Source organism: Buttiauxella sp. AC142 (assembly GCF_979253435.1).
Window position 1 is genome coordinate 2,409,362 of the sequence record NZ_CEEDCH010000001.1, and the last position, 24,838, is coordinate 2,434,199.

20 protein-coding genes are annotated in these 24,838 nt (G+C 50.7%); 11 read left to right on the forward strand and 9 right to left on the reverse strand.

From position 1 onward, the window contains the following. Nucleotides 1–10: 10 nt before the first annotated feature. Nucleotides 11–1,276 carry a 4-aminobutyrate transaminase gene (puuE, locus tag AC0IWZ_RS11110; RefSeq protein ID WP_471677327.1) on the reverse strand — a complete coding sequence of 422 codons (1,266 nt, stop codon included), beginning with the start codon at nt 1,274–1,276 and terminating at the stop codon, nt 11–13. A 110-nt stretch (nt 1,277–1,386) separates the two neighbouring features. Between puuE and pdxR the strand changes: the two genes are divergently transcribed. From pdxR to AC0IWZ_RS11135, 5 genes are all read left to right on the forward strand, one after another. After that, entirely contained in the window at nt 1,387–2,862 is a 1,476-nt protein-coding gene (gene pdxR / locus AC0IWZ_RS11115) for a MocR-like pyridoxine biosynthesis transcription factor PdxR (RefSeq protein WP_471677326.1), read from the forward strand. A gap of 305 nt (nt 2,863–3,167) precedes the next feature. Continuing rightward, complete coding sequence (locus tag AC0IWZ_RS11120) at nt 3,168–3,809, forward strand: helix-turn-helix domain-containing protein (RefSeq protein WP_034495865.1); 642 nt, start codon at nt 3,168–3,170, stop codon at nt 3,807–3,809. A 109-nt stretch (nt 3,810–3,918) separates the two neighbouring features. Next, nucleotides 3,919–4,677, forward strand: coding sequence for a helix-turn-helix domain-containing protein (locus tag AC0IWZ_RS11125; protein WP_471677325.1), 759 nt, complete (start codon nt 3,919–3,921; stop codon nt 4,675–4,677). A 36-nt stretch (nt 4,678–4,713) separates the two neighbouring features. Further along, nucleotides 4,714–5,361, forward strand: a complete 648-nt coding sequence (zinT, locus tag AC0IWZ_RS11130; RefSeq protein ID WP_034495868.1) for a metal-binding protein ZinT — start codon at nt 4,714–4,716, stop codon at nt 5,359–5,361. Between the two features lie 277 nt (nt 5,362–5,638). Next, a complete protein-coding gene (locus AC0IWZ_RS11135) occupies nt 5,639–6,556 on the forward strand; it encodes a dihydrodipicolinate synthase family protein (RefSeq protein ID WP_471677324.1) in 918 nt (305 codons plus the stop codon). Here AC0IWZ_RS11135 and AC0IWZ_RS11140 read toward each other — a convergent pair. Both AC0IWZ_RS11140 and AC0IWZ_RS11145 read right to left on the reverse strand, forming a co-directional pair. Continuing rightward, nucleotides 6,553–7,278, reverse strand: a complete 726-nt coding sequence (locus AC0IWZ_RS11140; protein ID WP_471677323.1) for an exonuclease domain-containing protein — start codon at nt 7,276–7,278, stop codon at nt 6,553–6,555. The genes AC0IWZ_RS11135 and AC0IWZ_RS11140 overlap by 4 nt on opposite strands. A 2-nt stretch (nt 7,279–7,280) precedes the next feature. Beyond that, nucleotides 7,281–9,152, reverse strand: coding sequence for a putative nucleotidyltransferase substrate binding domain-containing protein (locus AC0IWZ_RS11145; protein ID WP_471677322.1), 1,872 nt, complete (start codon nt 9,150–9,152; stop codon nt 7,281–7,283). Nucleotides 9,153–9,439: 287 nt separating this feature from the next. On the opposite strand from AC0IWZ_RS11145, the gene AC0IWZ_RS11150 reads away from it, so the two are divergent. Genes AC0IWZ_RS11150 through AC0IWZ_RS11160 form a run of 3 tightly spaced genes read left to right on the forward strand, consistent with a single transcriptional unit; the run spans nt 9,440 to nt 12,371 of the window. Continuing rightward, nucleotides 9,440–9,934, forward strand: a complete 495-nt coding sequence (locus AC0IWZ_RS11150) for an SH3 domain-containing protein (protein ID WP_410372974.1) — start codon at nt 9,440–9,442, stop codon at nt 9,932–9,934. Between the two features lie 57 nt (nt 9,935–9,991). After that, nucleotides 9,992–10,942, forward strand: a complete 951-nt coding sequence (locus AC0IWZ_RS11155) for a hypothetical protein (RefSeq protein WP_034495874.1) — start codon at nt 9,992–9,994, stop codon at nt 10,940–10,942. 40 nt (nt 10,943–10,982) lie between these two features. Further along, nucleotides 10,983–12,371, forward strand: coding sequence for a serine/threonine protein kinase (locus AC0IWZ_RS11160; protein WP_471677321.1), 1,389 nt, complete (start codon nt 10,983–10,985; stop codon nt 12,369–12,371). Here the strand turns inward: AC0IWZ_RS11160 and AC0IWZ_RS11165 are convergent. The 5 genes from AC0IWZ_RS11165 to AC0IWZ_RS11185 form a co-directional block, all read right to left on the reverse strand. After that, nucleotides 12,355–13,473 (reverse strand): anaerobic sulfatase maturase, encoded by a 1,119-nt coding sequence (locus tag AC0IWZ_RS11165; protein WP_471677320.1) that lies wholly within the window; start codon nt 13,471–13,473, stop codon nt 12,355–12,357. The two genes, AC0IWZ_RS11160 and AC0IWZ_RS11165, sit on opposite strands and share 17 nt — an antisense overlap. A gap of 17 nt (nt 13,474–13,490) precedes the next feature. Next, a complete protein-coding gene (locus AC0IWZ_RS11170) occupies nt 13,491–13,850 on the reverse strand; it encodes a DUF202 domain-containing protein (protein ID WP_471677319.1) in 360 nt (119 codons plus the stop codon). Beyond that, nucleotides 13,840–14,187, reverse strand: coding sequence for a YidH family protein (locus AC0IWZ_RS11175; RefSeq protein WP_471677318.1), 348 nt, complete (start codon nt 14,185–14,187; stop codon nt 13,840–13,842). The genes AC0IWZ_RS11170 and AC0IWZ_RS11175 overlap by 11 nt, the downstream gene beginning before the upstream one ends. A gap of 67 nt (nt 14,188–14,254) precedes the next feature. Beyond that, nucleotides 14,255–15,754, reverse strand: a complete 1,500-nt coding sequence (locus AC0IWZ_RS11180; protein ID WP_471677317.1) for a sulfatase-like hydrolase/transferase — start codon at nt 15,752–15,754, stop codon at nt 14,255–14,257. Next, nucleotides 15,754–17,466 carry a solute:sodium symporter family transporter gene (locus AC0IWZ_RS11185; protein ID WP_471677316.1) on the reverse strand — a complete coding sequence of 571 codons (1,713 nt, stop codon included), beginning with the start codon at nt 17,464–17,466 and terminating at the stop codon, nt 15,754–15,756. The genes AC0IWZ_RS11180 and AC0IWZ_RS11185 overlap by 1 nt, the downstream gene beginning before the upstream one ends. Nucleotides 17,467–17,631: 165 nt before the next feature. Here AC0IWZ_RS11185 and AC0IWZ_RS11190 point away from each other — a divergent pair, with 165 nt between their 5' ends. Together AC0IWZ_RS11190 and AC0IWZ_RS11195 are read left to right on the forward strand one after the other, a co-directional pair. Next, the gene (locus tag AC0IWZ_RS11190) at nt 17,632–18,489 is read left to right on the forward strand and encodes a helix-turn-helix transcriptional regulator (protein ID WP_471677315.1); all 858 of its coding nucleotides are present in this window, start codon (nt 17,632–17,634) and stop codon (nt 18,487–18,489) included. Nucleotides 18,490–18,659: 170 nt separating this feature from the next. Next, nucleotides 18,660–20,372 (forward strand): alpha,alpha-trehalase, encoded by a 1,713-nt coding sequence (locus AC0IWZ_RS11195; RefSeq protein ID WP_471677314.1) that lies wholly within the window; start codon nt 18,660–18,662, stop codon nt 20,370–20,372. A gap of 569 nt (nt 20,373–20,941) precedes the next feature. Here the strand turns inward: AC0IWZ_RS11195 and AC0IWZ_RS11200 are convergent. Beyond that, nucleotides 20,942–22,299 (reverse strand): IS3 family transposase gene (locus AC0IWZ_RS11200; RefSeq protein WP_471677313.1). Its coding sequence is split into 2 segments (ribosomal slippage): nt 20,942–21,849 and nt 21,849–22,299, totalling 1,359 coding nucleotides; the frame shifts between segments, so codons are not numbered across the junction. Nucleotides 22,300–22,636: 337 nt separating this feature from the next. Here AC0IWZ_RS11200 and AC0IWZ_RS11205 point away from each other — a divergent pair. Continuing rightward, nucleotides 22,637–24,814, forward strand: a complete 2,178-nt coding sequence (locus tag AC0IWZ_RS11205) for a TonB-dependent siderophore receptor (protein ID WP_471677312.1) — start codon at nt 22,637–22,639, stop codon at nt 24,812–24,814. Nucleotides 24,815–24,838: the final 24 nt, after the last annotated feature.

A 24,838-nucleotide genomic window follows, 5' to 3' on the forward strand; every position in this document is an offset into this window, starting at 1 on the left:
ATTTTGAGTCTCACATCTGCGTCGCAGTTTTAATGATATCCAGCGCCTGATCGAACTGCGCATCGGGAATCGTCAGCGGGTACAAGAAGCGAATCACGTTGCCATTTTGCCCGCAGGTCAGCAGCAGCAAGCCTTGCTCTAACGCACGTTTTTGCACTTGCTGCGCGACGGCCGCAGACGGTTCTCCGGTTGCCGGGTCGTAAAACTCAGCCGCAACCATCGAACCCAGGCCACGGATTTCCACCAGCGCAGGACAGGTGGCGGTGATTTCACGCAGCCGTGAAGTCAGGCGTTCGCCCAGTGTTTGCGCGCGTAAACAGAGCTTTTCGTCCGCAATGACATCCAGCACCGCGTGAGCCGAAGCAACGGCAAGCGGGTTCCCGGCGTAGGTTCCCCCTAGTCCGCCCGGCGCTGGCGCATCCATGATTTCTGCTTTGCCGACCACGCCGGATAACGGCATCCCACCCGCCAGGCTTTTCGCCATCGTCATCAAATCGGGCTGATGGGAATAGTGGTTCATGGCAAACATTTTGCCGGTACGGGCAAAACCGCTTTGCACTTCGTCGGCAATCATCACGATGCCGTGGGTGTTACAAATCTCGCGAATAGCCGCCACAAATTCAGGCGGAGCCACATTAAAACCGCCTTCGCCCTGAACAGGCTCGAAGATAATCGCGGCAACTTGCGTCGCTTCAATGTCAGATTTGAACAGGCGCTCGATGGCTTTCACCGCATCTTCGGTGGAAATACCACTGAGCTCAGACGGATACGGCGCGTGAAATACGGAGCCGGGGAATGGGCCAAAGCCAATTTTATAGGGAGCCACTTTGCCCGTCAGCGCCATCGTCATATAGGTGCGGCCATGGAATCCGCCGCTAAAAGCAATCACGCCTGGGCGACCGGTATGGGCTCGAGCGATTTTCACGGCATTTTCAACGGCTTCAGCGCCGGTGGTGAAAAACGCCGTTTTCTTAGGGCCAACAATCGGGGCCACTGCGTTAATTTTTTCCGCCAGCGCGACATAACTTTCGTAAGGGACAATCTGATAAGCGGTGTGGGTAAACGCATGAAGCTGCTGTTCGATGGCCTGAACCAGGCGCGGGTGGCGATGGCCGGTATTGAGCACCGCAATGCCCGCAGCAAAATCGATATATTGCTTCCCTTCGACATCGGTAATGGTGCTGTTTTCAGCCGTTTGCGCAAAGAAATTACACATCACGCCCACGCCACGCGGAGTAGCGGCCAGACGACGTTGGTGGAGTTCGTTATTGCTCATTTCTTTATCCCTCACACGAAATTAAGATTTACAGGTTGATTGTCGAATATCATTTAGACAGTATCTGGTACCTGAATCGAGAGCCAAATCGTTTTATTCATAGGATCCAAATGCGTTCACTTACCGTAGATGTGATCAAGCAGGCATTTCTCCAGACGCCTACCGAGAAACTGCATAAGAAACTTTATGCCGCGATATGTAATTGTATTCTTGAGGGAAGTTTGCGCCCTGCGGCGCGAATGCCGCCAACCCGCGATTTGGCCAATGAGTTATCGCTTTCGCGTAACACCGTGCTACGGGTGTATGAGCAATTACAGGCCGAAGGGTATATTTCAACGCGCACCAGCAGCGGCACGTTTGTCACCGAAAGCGTGCTGGACAACCTGAATACGCAGGCCGCACGCACGGTGCCAGCCACGGTAACAGAAGACCGCGCCAGTCTTTCTCTGCGCTGCCTTGAATTGCTGGAAAACGCCAGCGCCAGCCCGGCGCAATGGGGCGATTTCATTCCCGGCGTGCCGGATGTCGAAAGCTTTCCGCATCGTACGTTTAAGAAAATCTACGACCGTGTCGCCAGACGCCCGAATCCTGAATATCTGACTTACGACGCCGCATCCGGGCTGGAGGAATTAAAATCTGCGCTCTCGGATTATCTGCGCACCGCGCGCGGCGTAAAATGCACCACCGATCAGATTCTCATTACCGAAGGGATCCACCAGGCACTGGATTTAGTCACCCGCACGCTGTGTAATCCTGGCGACAAGGCGTGGATTGAAGAACCCGGCTACTGGGGAATTAAAAATATTCTGCGCATGAATGCGGTGAATATTTCGGCGCTGGATGTCGACGATCAGGGATTAATGCCGCAGGCCAATGCCGATGAAAAGCCAAAATTAATCTTTGTTACGCCATCGCATCAGTATCCGCTGGGTTCTGTGATGAGCCTGCCGCGCCGCCAGTTATTACTTTCGCAGGCAAGGGAATTCCAGTGCTGGATTGTTGAAGATGATTACGACAGTGAATTTCGTTTTTCCGGCCAGCCGATTCCATCGCTTCAGGGGCTTGAAGAAAATAGTCCGGTCATTTACATCGGCACGTTTAGTAAAACGCTCTACCCTGCACTGCGCCTGGGTTATGTGGTATTGCCCAACGTGCTCGCCGCTCCGCTGAAAAAAGTTCACAACGAGTTATATCGCAGCGGTCATCAGGTGATTCAGGCGGCACTTGCGGAGTTTATCCGCGAAGGTTATTACGCCGCACATATCCGCAAAATGCGCCAGTTATATAGCAAACGACGCAACCAACTGGTCGAGTTAATTAAGCGGCATTTAGGGGAAGAATATCTCGGCTATTACAACAGCAATGCTGGGTTACATTTGATCATTCAGCTTCCATCCGCAGCAGACGATATCCACATTGCGAAACTCGCGAATGCCGAAGGTATTCTGGTCAGGCCACTATCGCGCTACTATTTTAATGCGCAGAAATCAAAAGGGTTATTAGTTGGATTTGCCAGCGTTCAGGATGACAACATGTTGCCCTCTTTTCTTCGCCTGGTAAAGACTATTAAGTACAAAGCATATTGACGAATGAAAATGAGAGATATTTGAGCGACAACAAAGCTTTAATAGAAAATTATATCAAATATATGTTTCAGGCCCGCAAAATAAATCTTCACGCACATTTTAGAACCGTACCTTTAATGTAATGCGCCACTGGTACCCATGCCTTTTATTGGATCAATAGTCCGATACTGGACTGAATGTCTGATAAAATACCTCAAGCCATTCCCCTTAGACTATAAAACCACTAGATATATCTCAAATTAAATATAAGCTATAGTTATTGACGAGAAGTTCACTGCCGAGACGGCTAACTTAGTGGGGACTCTATGGAAACAATATTCAAAAATTTAATGGATATAGAAACGGAATATACCACTGCGGTAGAAAGGCTTTTTACTGCGATGAAAGATATAGGTGAAAATCACACCTACAAAAAGAATGAAGCTTTTTTTGATTTCAAAAACAACGAACAAAATATATTGCTAATAGAATCAGGTGCCTTTGGCTTTTATCGGCAAAATGATCGCCTGTTAATGCAAGAGAGTTTAGCTCCTGCAATCTTTGGTCTGGTGATGGTTTCATATAATCCCGATGTCATCCTTTTTGCTCATAGCAAGCTAAGTGCCAAAGTTGTTCCCTGGGAATCTGCATTAAGAATTATTGAGCAGGAAGGATTGTGGCATGAAGTTGTGATTGTTCTTGGTAAGATAATTAAAGTTTATGTTGAAAGAGATATGAACCTGATTGGCCGTGATGCCTATCACATTATAAAACATCACTTGAATTTATTGATGTTGTTATCCGTTGAGGAACGTTACTCCACAACGGCTGTGAAATTCATTACTAACCGCAGCATGTTATCCCGTAGTCGGGTAATGGATATTCTAAAGAAACTAAATGATGGTGAGTACATTTCAATTAAGAATGGCATACTAAATAAAATTAACTCCTTGCCAGATAGATTTTAGTATTTCTTATTTTAAAATTAACATCATCTTTTGCATAGCCCTAAACATGCGCATTCATAACATCCCATTTTAGATAGTTAACAATTCGAACACCCCAAAGAGAAATGCAATGGCTTTTATCCTATTGAGCAATGATAGTTTTTTTGAATTCGGTATACGCAGTCTTTTTAATTCTGCAATCAGCGACTGTGTAAACCGCAGAACAATAATTATCGTTGACATAAAATATTTACCCAAAATAAACCTGGATATTAATCTTGATCAAGTAAGCACTATTATTTTTATGATGGAAAACATAGAAGACAGGAGGCTTTTTGACAAAAAATTAATAAATTACCTTTCGACAATTTGCACAATTCACTTCATCAGCAGAAATGCAACACCAAGTGTATGTAACGCACTCATCAATATGATTAATAAAGGGGATGTTAAAAATAGATCTCGGATTAACCAACCGATTAAAAGAGCGCTATTAACATCGATGGAAAGTCACGTTTTAAGCTTATTGCTCCAGGGTAATAGCTTGTGTTATATCGCGGAAATGTCGGCATTATCCGTTAAAACCATTAGCGCACATAAACGTTCGATAATGAAAAAAGTAAATGTTAAAAACATCCCCAAACTGGTTGAAAAAATTGTCTTCAAACAAAAGGCGGACAATCTGCTGCTTGAGTTATCACGCGCAAAGTTGGATTTAGTACAGTGCTATGACTTCATGTTGCCAGAGTTAGATTCTGTGTTCAGTTCTACCTTAGGTTCCGAGTATAGAAAGTCCCCTGAACTAACAAAACCGGTTTTACATGATGTTTCTACAGGTATTCCTGCTTATTTAACCACTCTATTGCACTCCAGAAATGTTATGTTATAACATAGTCACACATTCATGATTTTCTCTGGAGTTTTTATGACATCACGCTTCCCCACTGCCATTCTCGGCCTGGGCATTTTGCTCAGTAGTACCAGCGCTCTGGCACACGGGCATTCGCACGGAACGCCTCTTACAGACGCAGAAAAGAAAGCCAGCGAAGGCGTTTTTGAGAATCAACAGGTTAAAGATCGCGCCCTCACCGACTGGGATGGCATGTGGCAGTCAGTTAATCCGTACCTGTTAAACGGCGATTTAGATCCGGTGATGGAGAAAAAAGCGCAGAAAGATGGCAGCAAAACAGCGGCGCAGTACAAAGAGTATTATAAGAAAGGTTATGCGACGGATATTGATACCATTGGTATTGAAAACAATGTGATTGAATTTCATGTGGGTAAAACGGTTAATGCCTGCAAGTACGATTATTCGGGCTTTAAAATTCTGAATTATACCTCCGGGAAAAAAGGCGTGCGCTATTTGTTTGAGTGCAAAGACAGTCAGTCAAAAGCACCGAAATACGTGCAGTTTAGCGATCATATTATTGGCCCGCGTAAATCTGAACACTTCCATATTTTCATGGGCAATGACTCACAAGAGTCGCTATTGAAAGAGATGGACAACTGGCCGACTTTTTACGAGTACTCGTTAAGCAAAAATCAGGTTGTCCACGAGATGCTTGAACACTAATACCTGCAAATTGCGCCGGGCCATCACGACTTCCGGCGCACAATCGCGCACAATCGCGCACAATAATAATGAAAAGCTTAATAACCCGCCAATATTACCAACCGCATTAATCAGCGCAATCCGCTGTTCCCTTCTAAAGGCCCGGAAAAACCGCAAACTGAAACGACAGTCCGATAATGAGACATGGCAGGCGTACAGATTTTTTTGTTCCGCTACAATTGAAGGTATTCGCTAATTAAATCAACGAACAATTAATTTACCCCCAGAGGAGAAGTGAATGAATCAGCCTCGTTTTAGTGGTGTTATTCCCCCCGTTCCTACCTTATTTGATGAGCATGGTGAATTTGATGGCACCGCGCAGGCGTTACTTATTGAGCACCTTGTCGCCTCCCCGATTAACGGCCTGTTTTTTTTAGGCAGTGCCGGGGAATTTGCGCATATGTCTGAAGCGCAACGTGCTCAGGTAGCAGAATTTTGCGTGAAGAAAGTCGCTGGCAGAAAGCCGGTTTTGATTGGCATCGCCCACTGCGGCACGCAGCAAACCGTTGATGCCGGGCTGCATGCGCAAAAGGTTGGTGCCAGTGGCGTCGTGGTGGTCAACCCGTGGTACAACCCGCTGAGTGAAGCGAATCTGTTGCGCCATTATAAAACCATTGCCAGCGCACTCGAGTTGCCGATTCTTCTGTATAACTTCCCGGCGCTTACCGGCCAATCTATTCCGGTGAATGTCATCCGCGAACTGGCGTTAAGCTGCCCGAATATTGTCGGTCTGAAAGATACCGTCGATACCCTCTCGCATATTCGTGAAACCCTGCACGCGGTGAAGCCTGAGCGCCCCGACTTCGCTGTTTTTGCCGGTTATGATGAGTATTTGCTTGGGACGTTGATTCTCGGGGGCGATGGCTGCATTCCCGCCAGTGCCAACTTTGCGCCGCAACTGACCTGCGGGATTTTAGACGCCTGGCGTAAACAAGATCTCTCCCGCGCCATTGAATTACAGCAATCACTTTCATGGATCCCGTCGCTTTACAGTACGGATTTGCCGTTTTACAACGCGGTGAAATATGCCATTAAATTAACCGGAGTGAATATTCCGTTGCATTCGCTGGCACCCGCGACGCCGTTGACCGAAGAAATGAAAGTTGAGATTGGCAATATTCTGCGTCGTGCAGGCGTGATTAATTCAGCCTCTTAACCGCACAGACACGCGTTCAGCGGCAAACATTTCCCCTGAGCGCGAGCCTGTCGCTGCGGCTGGAGTTGCACCAGCGCAAGCTCGGCGGTCGCCACCGCGTCACACAGCGCATGGTGCGCCGGGTAATCGGGAAGCCGGTATTCGCGGCGAAGACTGGAAAGCCGCAAATCATTTTGCATTTGTCTCCTGGCCTGCTGATATCGCCGCTCAATCTCCAGCGTGTCTATCCACAGAATCGGCAGGTCTTCTGCACCGTAACGGGTTTGCAGCCAGGCATTGATAAACGCCCTTTCCACCATTTTCCCATGCACCACAGCCACGCGCCCGGCGAGGCGCAGGAATAACGTTTCCATCGCCTCATCAAGCGCTTCGCCATCACGCAGCATTTCCGGCGTGATGTGGTTGATGACCGCGCTGTGCGCATTGACCTGCGGATCACTGGAAATGTACTGGTGCTGCGCCCTCGCCAGCAAAATTTGGCCGCTTTGCACCATCACGCTGCCTATCGACAAGATCCGCTCTTGATTCGCATCAAGGCCGCTGGTTTCAAAATCAAAAGCCAGCCACGGGACGCTAAAAACGTCTGCGGTGAAGTTCGGCAGAGGTGTCGCCAATAGCTGTTGCAGTGCCGGACTCAGCCCTGGGATTTTGCGCCATCTCTTGTGTTGCGACTCAACTTGCTGAGTGAGTGATGGCGGGAAAATTCGTGACAAAAGGCCCATCGTTATCCCTTCACAAACAGCATGCGGGCCAGTTCTTGCTGGCGGGCAATAATGCGAAACGCGTCTTTTAGATGTTTACGCTCAAAGCTGCCGAACTCGCGCGGGTCGATGTGGTTGTCTGGTGCCAGCCCTTTGCGCAACTGCGAAAGCTGATGGTTAAAACGCTGACGGGTTAAAAAACGGAAGGCGTCAATGATGTCGGTGCAGCCTTCTGCGGACATCAGTCCTTTGTCTCTTGCAGCGTAAAAACGCGCTTCGGTATGGGTTTCACTGCATCCGGCTGCCAGCGCATAAATGCGTGACAGGTCAATAATCAGCGTTAAGGCGTAGCGTTTGATGTTCAGGGTTTTGCTGTCGTTTCCGCTTTTTTCCAGCACCAGATTATTAAAGATGCCCAACGGTGGCGAAGTACTGGTGGCATCGCGCGTTAGCGAGCGCAAGAAGCCTGGATGCGCGGCAATCTCGGTTAACAAAGCCTGCTGGAATGCATCATGTAGCCAGGTGTTGCCGTAGAAAGCACGCGTTTCCAGAAACACCGTGGCATTTAATAATTGGGTATATTCCGGGTTAGTCACCCATTTGCGAATGCAGGCCAGCCACACCGACAGCGGTTGGCACCAGCGTCTTTCTGACGCCATAAAATTCCCGGTACAGAGCGGATAACCGCATTGATCAAGCCCCAGGCAGACGCTTCTCGCAAAGCGCAAAAACCACATTTGCTCTTCAAGGCCGGTGCCGTCCGGCAAAATAATTGCGCTATCCTGGTCAGAATGAACGTGCACTTCGTTGCGGGCGTGCGACCCGGCGATGACCCAGGAGAATTCACAGGGTGGCTCGCCAAATTCCACGATCGCGAGTTCAATGAGCCGACGCGTGAAGGCGTCCATCAGCATCGACATCACCATTTCGACCACGCCGCTGCGCAAGTTGCCCTGCACCAGTGCTTCAAATATGGCCTGGCGCTCCACTTGCAGGGCCGCTAATTCGTCAACCGACTGGCAATGGCTAATGCGCTCAATCAGGAAAATGGCCTGCACGCGATGATGCTGTACCAGATGTGAGGCGGTCAGCAGACCGACAGGTTGATGATTATCGACCACCGGCAAACTGCTCACGCCATGGCTCATCATCAGCGACACGGCATGCATGACCAGGTCGCCAGAAGAAACCGTCACCGGGGCGGCAGTCATCACCTCTTTGACCGCGCGCGTAATATCAAACCCTTCGGCCACCACGCGCCGGGTCATGTCACGATCGCTGATGATGCCGATGATGTGGTCATTTTCCATTATCACTGCCGTGGAACAGCGATCGACACAGCGCATTTGTTTCGCCGTCTCCTGAATCGAGGTGGACGCTTCGACGACCGACACCGTTCCGCTCGCAAGGTCAGAAACTTTGCGCACAAACATGCCTTTGTCTTCGTCGCTCCAGACGACGTCCATCGCGGAATTCAGGCGGTCATGGGCGTTAATCGAAAAGTGCGTGGCGTACTGCGGATGTGCGTGCAGCACCTGTTTCAGAACGCGGTGGGGAATTTGGTACAGCAGCGTGTTTTCAATCGCCGTGACGTTGTAACAATCTTCAGGATTACCCGGAATGCCTTCAAGAAAAGTGAAGCCAAATAAATCTTCCGGCCCCAGACGGGCGCGCAGCACGCCATCGCTCCAGCGTTGTTCAAGCGAACCGGTACGAACGATGTAGAGGTAACGTTCACGCGCCGCAATATCAAAAGCCAGTGTTTCGCCCACCGCCAGATAACTGATGCTGATAGAGCGTGCGATATCGTTTTGCGCGTCCGCAGGGAGGGTATTGAGTGGCGAAACATGCGCGATAAAATCGCAGATATTGGGCAATAACGGTTCCATCGTCATTATTTATCCTAAAGTTGAAATCCTGTTTCATAATATAGGCTGGCAGGTGACCAAATAGCCATACTATTCAGCATGTCAATTAACCTGATACGCGCTGTTCTTGACCGGCTTAACATTTAATAATGTCAATCAGTTACATCACCATTGAATTGTGAATCAAGCGATGTAAAATTAACGTTACCATGTATAACTGTTGTGAATACTTCTTCAAATACCTGGCTTTCACTTTCGCCCTTTTCATCCCCGCCGGCGACCAGGTTTGAACCATTTTTTCAGGGAAAGTTACGATGAAATTGCGAAGCCTGTTGATCCTTGCTGTTGTGGCCACAGTCGTGGGTTGTAAAGCGCCACCGCCAAAAATGACGGACGATACAATCGTGACCAGTGAAATCAATGGCGTTACGCTGACTCACCGATACGCGGTGGCGGCTCCCACTGAATTTACCCCTGTAAACGCCAGCTATCGGGCGCTGTATCCAGGCTCGATTATGAGCAAACCGGACTTTGGCGGGAAAGTCATCAGCACCCTTGAGAACGGACAAAGTTATACCGTGTTAGGCCAGGTTGAACATAACTGGCTGGCGATTGCCGAGCTGGATAAAACCGAATTGCTGGGTTATGTGCCGATGCGTGCGCTGGTGAAAAGCGAGCTATATGCGCAAACGCTGAAAAAAGATCGCCCACGTCCACGCAAAGCGGCCAGGAAAACCACCTGTGTTGCGGTCGATGATGCCAGCAAAGCCTGCCAGAACGCCAATAGCGGCACGTGGATTATTGATTAATCGTTGACGTTTAACGTCATGACTTTTGTTTAAGTTGTTCGGCTAACAAGGATTTTTATGAAACTCTGGCTTTCGGGTCTGGCGCTGCTGCTGGCTTCCTCCACGGCGTGGGCGGGGAATTATCGTATCGTCCAGTCTCCCTCGCAAAAGCTGGATGTCTGGATTGATAATGTTGCTGATAACACCCCGCAAAGCTGGTGTGCCGCCGAGCTACCGCTGCGAATTGTGGCCAATGGCGATAAAAAACCTACGGTACTCAATACTTTTATGCCGCGCCTCGGCACGCTTCTTGAAAGCCAGTGCAGCACCGTTCAACTGGTGAGCTGGAAGCTGGAAAGTCCGCAGGGCGACACGCTGGCCGTCGGCACCGCGACCAAAAGCAGCGACTGGGCGGTGATTGTCGCCCCTGATATTTCGAGCGAACCCAACAGCACGCCGCGAACCGATGAAAACTCACCGCTGGCAGACCGCACCCCATGGCAGGAGTTTACGCTGCAAGATGGCTGCCATTTGCGCACCTTCTGGCAAGGCGATGCTAACGCGTCGGCAATGTTTATCCCCAACGGGAAATGTGAAAAAGGCGGCTGGCTCAACGGTCGCAGCGAAATCATTCAAAGCGGCGTGCATGGTGAAAAACGCCATGAAATGACATTCGTACACGGTTTCCCGGTGAGCGGATTAAGCAATGACGCAAGTTCAGACAGCCTGCTTATCACCAGCCTGAATAACGAACGCATGGTCGTGAGCAATGAACATGCGCCGCAAAGCTGGATGATTTTGCCTTATAACGCTGAGTTAAATGGCTGGCAAGCGACCGGCACCGTAGCGGTGGAAGTCTCTCGTGAAATGACGATAGACGAATCGAGCATTCAGGCGCGTTTGAATGAAGTGCGCAAAGTCTGGTCGGCATGGCTTGCCCCGGAGACCCCGATCACGCTGCTATTGATTGACTCCCTGCGTCCGCAATTGCGTGACCCGGCGGTTGGCGCATGGCGCGCCCAGAAGTAATTTGTGATTTTTCGTCGATTTCGTGCAGAGAAAGGCCATCATGACTGATAAAGATTACGACCCAGAACTTCCCGACGCTCTGCCGCCTGGTTTCCGCTTCGACGAATTTGAGATTGAGCAAGTCACCGAGTCCACCCACACTAACGTGGTGTATAAAGCGTGGGATCACCAGCTCGAGCGCCCGGTGACGATCCACGAGTTTATGCCGCGAGCGCTGACTGTTCGCAGCGATAACATGCAACTGGTGCTGCGCAGCAAGCAAGATAGCCAGGCGTTCAACAACGGCATGAGTCGTTTTGTGCAATCCGCGCGTCTGCTGGCGCAGTTTAACCACCCGAATCTGTTGCAGGTGTTGAGTTTCTGGACACAAAACGAAACCGCGTATGCGGCAACGACTTACTCCAGCGGAATGACGCTTGCCGAGTTGCATCAGCAGCAACCCGAAGTCATTAACGATGCGTGGATCCGCCGCATGTTACCGATGTTGTGCAGCGCGCTGGCAACGTTACATGACGAAGGGTTTGTGCACCGCGATTTGTCGCTGCGCAGCATTCAGATTCAGGACAACGGAGCGCCGCTGTTGCTCAATGCGGGAGCGCCACGCCGGACTCATCCTGAGAGCGGTGAAGAGATAAAAACGCCGCTGAACCCTGGTTTCGCGCCGCTTGAGCAATATGCCGACGACCTCGAAAACCAGCTCGGCCCGTGGACCGATATTTATGCGCTCGGTGCCATTTTGTATACCCTGATTACCGGCACCTGCCCTCCGGCCAGCGTGACGCGCACCATTCAGGACCCGTGCGTTAAACTTGCGAAAAACCGCCCGGAAGGTTATTCCCACAGCCTGTTACACGCCGTTGACTGCGCCCTGGCGCTGAAACCGGAAGACCGCCCGCAGTCGATTGCGGAATTTGCCGCCCTGGCTGAAATCCCCTTGACGAATATTCATGGCCTCGCGCCGCTCAAACAGCCGGGTACCATGTTGGTCGCCGTCGAAGATGCGGAGATAACGCCGCTCTCGCCGTTTAAAAAGCGCTATAAATTACCCCTGCTGACGGGCGCGAGTTTGCTGGCCGGTATTGCCATTGGTGCCGTGATTTTTGGCGGCCATTTTTCTGCGGGTTCGCGTCCTGAAAGCGCGAAAGTTGAACAGACTGCCTCCCAGGACAAAGCCGAGTCTGCCACGGCGAAAAGCGTAGTTCCTGCCGCCGACGGGATGATGGCGCGGGTTTATGTGCGCATGAACGATGGCGAAGCGCTGTCTGTGAATGGAAAAACACAAAAAGTGACACCGGGCGCGAACGGTTATGGCTTCCTGCAATTACCGATGGGGAACTACACCATTACGTTAAGTGATAGCAATCAAACGCGAAACATGACGTTATCGGTCGAAAAAGCGGGAACCTGGTTGATTAATCCGCAGGGGTAAGTTTACTGCGACCTAAAATTGGCATCAGTTCCGCGGGGGCACGCCGTTGAGCCAAAAGCTGGCTCATGATTTTCATGTACGGCGCACTGTGGGTGAAAAATGCATGATAACTGCTGCAAAGATAGCTTTTCCCTTCACTGAAGCGATGCTTTGGGCAGTCGCCGTGGCATAACGGTTTGACGGTACAGACCCGGCAGTCAGCAGGCAATAAATCGCGCTTGTTTTCACCAAAGCGAATGGCGGCATGTGAGTCATTGAGCGCCTGAAGCGGTGTGTCATGTAAATTTCCCAACTTGTCATCCGGGTAAACGTAATGGTCGCACTGATAGAGATCGCCATTGGATTCTAATGCGAAGGCGTGGCCGCAGGTTTCGCTCAGACTGCACATTTGCGAAGGATGGCCGCTCCATACGCCAAGTGTTGAATCGAACAACTGCACAAAAATATGACCAACATCTTCCCGTACCCAAATATCAAACACGCGTTTCAGGAAGGTGCCAAATTGCGCGGGTGAAACAGATTCCGGCGTGACTGCGCCCTTTTCACTTCGTTCGACCAACGGAATAAATTGTATAAATGCACTGCCGAGCGTTTTCAGGTAGCGATATAACCGCTCAGGTTGTTGGCTATTATGCTGGCTTATCACTGCCAGTAAATTGAAGTCAACACGGTGAGCTTTTAGCTTTTCGATGGCTGCGATAACGTGATGATGAGTCGGTTTTCCGCTGCGCGAACGTCGGTAATAGTCGTGAAGATCCGCCGGGCCATCAATTGAGATCCCAACCAACCAGCCGTTTTTTTTGAAGAATTGGCACCAGGCATCATTAAGCAAAATGCCATTGGTCTGGATAGTGTTTTGAATGCGCTTTCCCCCGCAGTAGCGCAATTGCCGCGCCATTACGCGTTGATAAAACGCGATTCCCGCAAGCGTCGGTTCCCCTCCTTGCCAGGCAAACTCCACCACATCACCCGGTTGCGCGGCGATATGCTGGCGAATAAACGTGTCGAGTGTGGCGTCATCCATTAAGGGTTGCTGTGGTTTATCGAGATAGAAACAGTACTGGCACTGAATATTGCACTGTGAGCTTGTCGGTTTAGCCATCACATGACATCCACGCATTACATTTTCTCCCATAACATCACAAGCTGACTAACATGTGCAGAAGCAAAGAGTAAAGCCAGGCTGCATACCGCAAGGGCGATAAGCAATTTAGCGCGCGTCGTGCGCGAGTCTGAAAAGTCGCACACGGCGATATCCATGAGATTGCGTTGCCGGGCGTAGCGATAAATGACTACCATCACCAGGGTAAGCACGATAAACGTCAGCCAGAAAAAGTTACCTGAGTGATGCCGGTGGTGACGCAGCGCAAGGATGAGTAATGCGCCGTATCCAAGAAGCGTGCGAAACCAGGCAAGCGACGTGCGTTCCGGCTGCAACCCTGGGTCAACAATGCGCCGTTGGCGGCGACTATCGGCCATAAATCACCATCACCATCACCGCCGCTGCAACAAAGGCCATCACCAGGCTGATGGCTTTCAGGCTGCGGGTATAGGGTAAATCTTGCTTCAGTCGCATCGCCTTTTCATTACGCAGCCAGCGCAGATAACCATAAACCGCCAACACTCCGGCAAACAGGCACAGCAATAAGGCGACTATTTCACGCACCAGTGGCGTGGCGAGATCGGGCGCGAGCTGATCGAGCCCAACGCCTGCGGCCAGAAACCCTAATGCGGTGCGAATCCATGCCAGAAAAGTGCGTTCATTTGCCAGTGAAAAGCGATAATCCGGTGCTTCACCCACTCTGCCTATTTTCATTTCTGTTCCCTGAAAAGGGCTGGCGGATAGCGTTGTGTTTATCCGCCTTCCGTAGCCCTATGTATGGTTAAAACTTCTGTTTCTTCTCTTCGACTTTCACGCCTTGCGTTGGCATTCCGGTATCGTAATCCCGCACGACCGGGGAGTAGTCGTCTTCCGGGCGCGGGCGGAATGCTCCCATCCAACGCGGCTTCGCCTGCTTACGCCACGGGCGGCACGACCATTGATAACTGCGGAATGGGTCGCGAATTTTATCCATGTAATCCATTAGTTGATCGTGTAGCTCATCGCGTTTAACTGCGTAGTCGGGGTGATCAATAAGGTTATGCAGTTCGTCCGGGTCATTTTGCCTGTCGTACAATTCATCGCTGGTAAACAGGTTCAGCACCAACTTGTGATGGTTCGTCACCCATCCACGTACGGGAATAAACCCGCCAAAACTATCGTGTTCAATCTCGTAGCGGTTGAACTCCACCATCACGCCGCGTGTGGTTTCGATATCGAGCATGTCCTCGCCTGGCAAAATATCCGGCTGATGAATACCTGCCAGTTTCATCAGCGTTGGCAGGATATCTACGTGGCTAACAGGTGTATCTATTTGCTCAGGTTCCCGCGTGCCAATGGGCGGACGCATGATGAGCGGGATACGGGTAATATCGTCGTACATCGCAGCGCCTTTACTGATCAGCTTGTGAGCGCCCATCATCTCGCCGTGATCGGAGGTATAAACCACCCACGTGTTTTCACGCTGGGCCGGTGACAGGGCTTCAACCACGCGGCCAATTTCATCATCGACAAAATCATTGCAGGCGAAATAAAGCGGATGGTGGTAATGCCCGTCAGCGCCAACTGGCGAAGGCATCGCCTCTGCCCACAAACGGTGATGATCCGGCTTGTTGGCTAAGTTATCGAACGCTTTCGCGCCAAGGTCGTAATAAAAATCTTCATATTTCTCAAGATATTCGACCGGACACGTAAACGGATGATGCGGCTCGTCATAGGAGACAACCATCAGGAACGGTTCTGCGTTGCGCTGCGGCTGCTCAAGGAAATCAATCGCCCGATTACTGATTCGATGCGCCCAGGTAAAGGTCTTATCTATACTGTTTTCAACCAAATCTGCCACGTTGTTTAAACCATTACGCCACAGGCCAATCTGTTTATCCGTCAGTTCCGCGAGATAATTTGCGCCGTCAAACCAATAGTCTTCATCCCACTCCGGCGGGCAGATCCCAGTGCCAAAGTAGTCATGTCCGTCGAGATGCCATTTGCCGATGTAACAAGTTTTGTAGCCTGCATCTTTAAAATAGTGGCCCATAGTGGAAATGTTTTTGCCTGGTGCGACATTGTTAGTCCACGGCCCCGACTGGTTTGAATAGATACCCGTGAACAGCCCGGCGCGCGCGGGAGTGCAAACCGGAGCGCAGGTGTATGCCGAATTAAAACGAATCCCCTCCTCGGCCAGGCTATCAATGTTATGGGTGTTTAGCGCTTTACCGCTGTAGCAGCCCACCATATTGGTGGCCTGGGTATCGGTCATGATCAATAAGATATTAGGGCGTTCCATTACTTATCCTCAGGTGCAGAAGAATAGACAACACGGGAGTCCTGACGCGACCGCCAGCCACTGTAAATCAGGTAAACCACCACCGCGGCGACAATCACATAACTGATGATTGTGATGAATTGTGTCTGGTAGCCGCCAAATTGTGCGAGCCCTGCGTAAACGCCGATCATGGCAAACAACACCCCCACCGAGGCAATTTTGGCGTTGCGCCATGGCACCATATCGACGGCGAAAGCATCCTGGAATTTAAATGGCGTTGCGCGAGGTTTGACGACCCCGATTGCCAGCATCAACATCGCGTTGATGCAGAAAGTGAAGAACAGTACGTACAGGAAGTGAATATCGAATGAAACCACATAGTTGATAATGATATAGCTACAAATACCAAACAATAGCGCGGCTTTCGCGGCGATAGCCGGAATACGGGGGAAGAAGAATCCCATGATGACAATCGTCACCAATGGCACGTTGTAGATACCGTTAAGCTGTTTCATCCAGCTATACAAACCTTCTGGCGCGTTAGCAATCCACGGCGCGACCAGCACCGAAACCAGGGCGATAGCGAGTCCAAATTTGCGGCCGACGCGCACCAACTGTTCTGATGTCGCACTCTGGTTAATGATGCGGTTGTAAATGCCGAGGCTAAACAAGGTACTCGCACTGTTCAAAAAGCCGTTGAAAGTACTGATGATTGCACCGAACAACACCGCGCCAAAGAAGCCGACCAGCGGAAGCGGCATAACTTTATTCACTAAGGCCGGATACGCCATGTCGTGCTTGGGTAAGTCCTGGAACAGATGGAAAGCAATAAGCCCTGGCAGCACAAGAATCAACGGGTCGAGCATTTTCAGCACCGCCGTTAACAGCGCGCCCTTTTGCCCTTCGGCAAGACTTTTAGACGCCAGAGTACGCTGCACAATGCCCTGATTAGTACACCAGTAAAATGTGTTTACCAGGATTAAACCTGTGAGTGCGGCACCGATGGGCACCGGATCATGGCTTCCTCCGATTGAGTTAAGTTTCTCGCTATGGACCGTGGTGAGCTGCTCGATACCACGCAGCACGCTCCCGTTACCCATCGCCATTAACCCGAAGAACGGTACCATCAAGCCGCCAATCACTAGCCCGATGCCGTTAATGACATCCGCAATAGCAATAGCACGCAACCCACCAACCACGGCATAGGCAATGCCTGCCAGCCCCAACAAGACCACCATCAGCCACATCGCGCTCCCTTGAGAAATACCCAGCGATTCGCCCACATGGAACAAGCTGTTTAGCGCCAGCGCGCCAGAGTAAAGGACTGTCGGCAGGAAGCAGACGCCTGTGGCAATCAGAAAACAGCAGTCCACGATGATGCGCGTGGTTTTGTCAAAACGCTCCTCAATGAAATCGGGGATTGTGGCTATCCCACGCTGCAAATACTTCGGTAAAAAAATGAGCGCCAGGAAGATAAGGGGGATAGCAGAGATAACCTCCCACGCCATAACCGACATGCCATTGCGATAGGCCTGTCCGCTCAACCCGACTAACTGTTCAGTTGAAAGATTGGTTAGCATCAGCGAGGCGGCAATCACCGGCGCTTTTAACGATCGCCCCGCGAGGAAATAACCTTGTTGCGATCTGGTGTCGGCTTTTCGCAGCTTCCACCATGTTATTAATGCCACCAGTAGGGTAAAAGCAAAAAAGGTGACAATTTGCTGAATATTCATCTTACTGCCCTTATTATCATTATGTCCCGGCGCGTGAAAGTCTGTAGGGAATTACGCTTGTGTCAGGTCATAGGCTGTTTAAGATATAGATTTTTCGCGGTGCAGTCAGAATCTGTTAAATTTCTGGCACGCGTTATCATCATGAAACCCTGGAGGGGAAGTTAAATGAATGGAAAAACACACCTCTGGGATGTAAAAAACGAAACAACTTACAATATCCCGTTGGTTATTGATGAAAATGTGATCTCAAGCGGGATATCACTTATCTCTCTATGGCACACACTGGCTGATGAGAATTACCAGGTTGTCTGGCCAAGAGACAAAAAGAAACCGTTGATTGAAAACTCATGGGTGGCGGTCTATACCCTTCAGGGCAGTGGAAGGATATTTCTGAAGGACAATTCACACATTACGTTGAATGGCAACTGCGTCATATTCCTAAAACCCACCGATATAAAGTCTTACCACTGCGAGGGGTTAATTTGGGAACAGTACTGGATGGAGTTTATCCCTACCGGCGCGATGGAAATTCCATTATCCCAGCAGGCCATTATTTATAATGGCGACATTTTTAATAAAGAATTAGTCGAAGTTACAGAATTAATCTGTAGCGAGATTTCATTAAATAAAAACCTCGCCGTGGCATTTATCACTAAATTAATTTATCAATGGGTTTGCCTGATAGTGCAAACGGGCACCAAAGATAAACAGCTGATTCAAATTGAAAAATTGCTCTCGCTCATTCACACCGATATCCAGCAGCGTTGGACGGTCACGCAAATGGCGGAGTGGATGCAGTGCAGTGAACAATACTTGCGGCGGTTATTCCTGAAATACACCGGAAAAGGGCCAAAAGAGTATTACCTCGATGCGCGCCTGGAATTGGCGCTTTCGCTGCTACGTCAGGGGAGTTACAGCGTGAACCAGGTCGCGGATCTGCTCAATTTCTTTGACTCATTCCATTTCAGTAAAGCGTTTAAGAAAAAATTTGGTTATGCGCCCTCTGCAACCAGGGCAAATTAGTCTTCTCCCCCTCACTGCGCATCACTAGCTGGCAAGCAGGCGTGTACAGGTAAATTATCTGCTTTGTTGCAAGTTGCGACTTCTCTCCTTCCACAGCCCGGAAAATCGTCTAAGGTTTTCATAGGGTTGATCGCGAAAATTTCACGCGAACCTGACAAGGAGAAAAATAAATGACGATTCCTGTTTTGCGCCGTCCTCGCACTTTATTTATTGCGATTCAAATAGCTATCGGTTGTGCCTTCGTGAGTTTTACCCTGCCAGCAACAGCCGATGAGAGTGTACAACCCCTGCCGCAACCGCCTGATGTTCTGCTTGGCCCATTGTTTACCGATGTCCAGACAGCAAAGCTGTTCCCTGACCAGAAGACCTTTGCCGATGCGGTGCCGAAAAACGATCCGCTGATGATCCTCGCCGATTACCGGATGCAACGAAACCAGTCGGGCTTCGATTTACGCCACTTTGTGAATGTGAATTTTGTGCTGCCGAAAGAAGGTGAAAAATATGTTCCGCCAGAAGGCCAGTCGTTGCGTGAACATATTGATAGCCTGTGGCCAGTGCTGACGCGCACCACAGATAGCGCAAGCAAATGGGATTCTTTGCTGCCGCTGCCGAAGCCGTATGTGGTTCCGGGTGGGCGTTTTCGTGAAGTCTATTATTGGGACAGCTACTTTACGATGCTTGGGCTTGCGGAAAGCGGCCACTGGGACAAAGTGCAGGATATGGTCGATAACTTCGCCCATGAAATTGACGCCTGGGGACATATTCCCAACGGCAACCGCAGCTATTATCTGAGCCGTTCGCAACCGCCGTTCTTCGCCTTTATGGTCAAACTGCTCGCCAGCCACAATGGCGATGACACGTACACCACTTACCTGCCGCAGTTGAAAAAAGAGTACGCCTACTGGATGCAGGGCAGCGATGCGCTGGAACCTGGTGCGCAGAACCTGCGAGTGGTGAAACTCAAAGATGGTTCGGTGCTAAACCGTTACTGGGATGACCGCGATACACCGCGTACTGAATCGTATCTCGACGATGTGACGACGGCGAAAAACAACCCGAATCGCCCGGCGACGGAAATCTACCGTGATTTGCGTGCTGCCGCCGCGTCCGGTTGGGATTTCAGCTCGCGCTGGATGGATAACCCGGAACAACTGGGCTCGATTCGCACCACCTCGATTGTGCCGGTCGATTTGAATGCGCTGTTATTCCAGATGGAAAAAACGCTTGCTCACGCCAGCAGTGTGGCGAAAGACGGCAATGCCGCAGCACAATATCAGCAACTGGCTGATGCTCGCCAGAAAGCCATGGAAAAGCATCTGTGGAATACGAAACAAGGCTGGTACGCGGATTATGACCTGAAAACTAACGCAGTTCGTTCACAGCTGACTGCCGCGTCGCTATTCCCGCTGTATGTACATTCAGCATCGAAAGAACACGCCGACAAAATGGCAACCATTACCCGGGCGCAGTTACTGAAAGCTGGCGGCCTTGCCACCACCAACCTGAAAACTGGCCAGCAATGGGATGCGCCAAATGGCTGGGCACCGCTGCAATGGGTAGCAACCGAAGGTTTGCAAAACTACGGGCACCAGGATTTAGCCATGGAAGTGAGCTGGCGGTTCCTGACAAACGTGCAGCATACCTACAACCGGGAGAAAAAACTGGTGGAGAAATATGATGTCTCTTCTACCGGTACGGGCGGCGGTGGCGGCGAATATCCGTTACAAGATGGTTTCGGCTGGACTAACGGTGTGACGCTAAAAATGCTCGATTTGCTATGCGGCACTGAAAAGCCGTGTGATTCGACGCCAGACAAATTGCCTTCGGCAACGCCTGGGCCGGTGACTGAGGCGACGAAGCCCGCTCCGGCAACCACGCAGTAGTTTTCCTCCTGCCCTCACCCTGGCAATTTTGTCAGGGTGAGATCTGGAAGTTGTGGTGTTTTTCCGTTCACCCGAACGTCTGGTTATCTCTGCATCCGTTGTTAACGGTGAACGTGCCAAGGAGAGAACGCCCTATCCTTGGCAATCCTGGCGCCCGGACATTAAATTGCCGCTCCGCGGTAAACCCCAGCTTATCCCCAACGTTCAGGGTCGTTCGCGACTCGCTCCCGGCGATCGCTCACTTTCGCTGCTCCCGGCAGCTCAACCCTACTTATGGGTAACGCCGGGGCAATTTATACCGGGGACAAGGTCAAAACCGATTCGGCTTTTGACCTTAGCTTTTGACGTTGACCTTTGAGTCCGGCATAAATCGCCTCCGTTTTGACTGGAAGGCCGGGTCGAGCCGTCGGGAACGGCGAGAGGTTGTGATCGCCGGGAGCGAGTCACAACCGACCCAGGGACTGAAAGGAAAAACGGAGGTTTACCGCAAAGCGGCGATTTAAACGCCGGGAGCCGGGATTGCTAAGGGTGCTGCGGTTGTACTGAACCCCAAAACCTGGACACGTAGTTTATTGCTGTATTTCCATCTGAGTCCGGTACTCTACCGGACTCACTCCACCCGTTTTCAGACTAATACGCTCATTGTTATAATAATTAATATAATCAATAACATCTCGTTTGAGCACTTCCACAGAGTCATATCGTTTCCTGTGGTACATCTCCGCTTTCAGATGACTGAAAAAGTTTTCCATTACGGCATTATCCAGGCAATTACCCTTCCTTGACATGCTTTGCGTTACCCCGCCATCTGCCAGCATCGCCCGCCACATCAGCGTTTTATAATGCCAGCCCTGATCACTGTGAAGTATGAGTCCTTTTTTCCGGTAGTTCACCTTCAGTGCATCATCCAGCATTTTGCATACCAGACGCTGAGACGGGCTGCGCGACGTATGCCAGGCCACGATTTCATGGCTATACAGATCCTGGACAACCGACAGATAAAGCTTATGCTCTCCGGCCCGGAACTCCGTGACATCTGTACACCATTTCATGCCGCTGCTTTCCGCTTTGAAGTTACGGGCCAGCAGATTATCTGAAGCTGGTCCGCCACCGGGCATGTACGAGCGATACTTTTTGCGGCGAATGTGGCAGGTCAGGCCGTGCTGCTTCATGAGTTTGCGGACTGTCTTATGGTTCAGCGTAAAACCTTCTTTTCTCAACGCCAGCGTCATACGCCGGTAACCGTAGCGCCCCATATGACGCACATTAATGGCCATGATAGCCCGCACAATACCAGCATATCTGTCGGTTTCCGCTGCAGGCTTCGTGGCATTGTAATAGTACGAACTCCGCGCCAGTCGGGCTGCACGGAGCAGAAAAACAAGCCGGTGCGCGGGTAACAGTGACTGCACTATTTTTGTTTTTTCTGCTGCTCCCTGAGGGCATTTTCCTCTCTCAGGGCTTTCAGCTTTTTTAGATAAGCGTTTTCCGCACGCAGATATTCGAGCTCTTCCTGCAGTTCAGCGTGGGTCATCTCACAGAAGGGTTTTGAGCCAGGAGGGGATTTTGCTTTGGGCACAGAGACTCCTTTTTTAACAGGATGAAGCGCCTCCGCCCCTCCTTCACGGTAACGCTTCAACCATTGCTGGATGAGCGTTTCATTAGGAATGGCGAAGTGCGCAGAAGCTTCGGCACTGCTGCATTTGTGTTTCATCATGTAGCGAATAACCCCGAGCCTGAAGTCCTGAGTATAAGTGCGGGAAAGTCGGTGCTCCAGCCCGGCTTCGCCTTGCTGCCTGAATGCACGGATCCATCGACCCAGGGGCGATTTTCCGACACCAAACAAAAGGGCTGTTTCATTGAGTGTCCCTTTTCGGGAAAGATAATACTGAACGGCAGACAGCCGGACTGAGACAGGATATTTCATGGTTTGAACCTCAAGATACTGGATACAAAGATCCAGGATCTGGGGTTCAGTACAGCGGTAGCACCCTTAGCACGTTCATCGGTTCGGTGAGTACAGATATCACTGAACGTTTAGTGAACGGAACTTTCTCCGTATCGGTAGGAACCTTCCCTCAACGTTACGTATAAGAGATAGGTCAAAGGAGTGAGGACTCTCCCCCCTCCCCATTCCCCTTTCTTTTCATGGTCTTTCATTTCCTCCCTGCCAATATCTGCACTTGAAACCGCAAACAATAACGATAATAATTCGCATTCCATTATTACAAGCAATTACATTTTGGCTTCAGGGATTACACTTCATGAAACTGGCATTTACCGTAAAGCGCTCCGCTTTACTCTGCGCGCTTGCTTTGTCTGCGCCGACTTACGTCGTGGCGGAAGATACCGTCGTCGTGACCGCAGCACCTGCGCCTACTTCCACCAGCGCGACGGAAGGCTATACCTCGCCGGTGAGCAAAGGTGCGACCAAAACTGATGAGCCAATCATCACCACCGCTCAGTCGGTTTCAGTGATTACGCGTCAGCAAATGGACGACCAGGGCGCGTTATCGGTTAACAGCGCACTGAATTACACGCCTGGCGTGTTCACCGGCTTTGCGGGTGGCGCAACACGTTATGACACCGTTGCCCTGCGCGGTTTCCACGGCGGTGATGTGAATAACATTTTCCTTGATGGCCTGCGCCTGATGAGCGACGCCGGCAGCTACAACGTGGTTCAGGTTGACCCGTGGTTCCTCGAACGCATTGATGTTATCAAAGGGCCTTCTTCTGCGCTTTACGGACAGACTATTCCTGGCGGCCTGGTGATGGAAACCTCGAAGCGACCGCAGTTTATCGAAGAAGGCCACGTTCGCGCGATGTACGGCAATAACAGCACCAACGGCACTGCGTTTGATTACACCAATGCGATCAACGACGAATGGGCGTATCGCATTATCGGGATGACCAAAAATACCGATACCCAATATGAAAATACCCGTGATGAACGCTACGCCATCTCCCCGTCCCTGCTCTGGCAGCCGGACGAAAATACTTCGCTGGTGATGCGTGCGTATCTGGAAAAAGATCCTTCAGGCGGTTTCCACGGTTCTGTTCCGGCAGACGGCAGTATTTATTCTTCGACAGGCCGCAAAATCAACACCGGCTTCTCTGACGTCGAGCCGGGTAATGACGAGTTCAAACGTCACCAGCAGATTTACAGCTATGAGTTTGCGCATAAATTCGATGAGGTGTGGGCATTCCGCTCAAACGCCAGTTACACCCATTCCAACGTTGGGCTGAAACAGGCTTATCAAATTGGCTGGGCTGATGCGCAGCATAACGAACTGATGCGTTACTACAGCGGCGAAACCTCATCTCTTGATGCTTATGCCATTGATAACCAGCTGGAAGCAGATTTCGCCACTGGCGAGCTGGATCATAAAGTGGTGCTCGGCGGTGAGTTCCATAAATACACCAATAACCTGTCTGATGATTCCGCTTATACCACCAATATCAACCCATGGACCGGCGAGTCCGGCGGCCCTGGCGGTTTCTACTATTACGACCCACGTGACCCGACTTATTCCACCATCAACCAGGGTTTGCTGACCAAAGCAGGCAAGCGTCAGTACGAACAGACCGGCGTTTATTTGCAGGATGATATGAAGTGGAATCAGTGGCATATGACGCTGTCTGGTCGTTACGACCATATCGTGACGAAGAGCCATATTGTGGCGCAAGCTATTGATAGCGACGTAACGGATAACCGTACCGATGACCATTTCAGTGGCCGGGCATCATTACTCTATGCCTTCACCAACGGTGTTTCGCCGTATATCAGTTACAGCCAGGCGATTACCCCGCAGGTTCTGCCGGGCGCCGATGGCAAATTGCTGAAACCTACCACTGCCGAGCAGTACGAAGCGGGGGTGAAATATCAGCCAGTGGGCACCGCGGATATGTATACCGTGGCGCTGTATGATCTGACGCAGAAAGATGTCGGCAACCGTGTCGTGCAGGGCAGCTACTACGAACCTGCGGGCAAAGTTCACTCGCAAGGTGTTGAACTGGAAGCGCATTCCCAGTGGACGCAGCGTTTCTCAACCATCGCCGGGTACACTTACAATAAAGTGCGCTTCAAAGATGCGATTGACGGTAACGATGGCAACACGCCATATGTGACGCCTGACCAGATGGCCAGCCTGTGGGGTATGTTCAAGGCAGATTTTGGTATTAGTGTCGGCGCGGGCGTGCGTTATATCGGCAAGCAATGGGCGGATAACGAAAACACCCTGCGCGTTCCTTCTGCCACATTGATGGATGCGATGGTTCGTGCAGATATGGGCGCGTGGACTCCTTCGCTGAAAGGGGCGTTCGTGCAGGTGAATGCCACCAACCTGACGGGCCGTGATTACGTTGCGGGCTGTTATGGAACGGGTTACTGCTACTGGGGGGCCGAGCGCTCTGTAATTGCGACCGTGGGATATGATTTTTAATCGGTAAATCGGGTGTCGGATGAC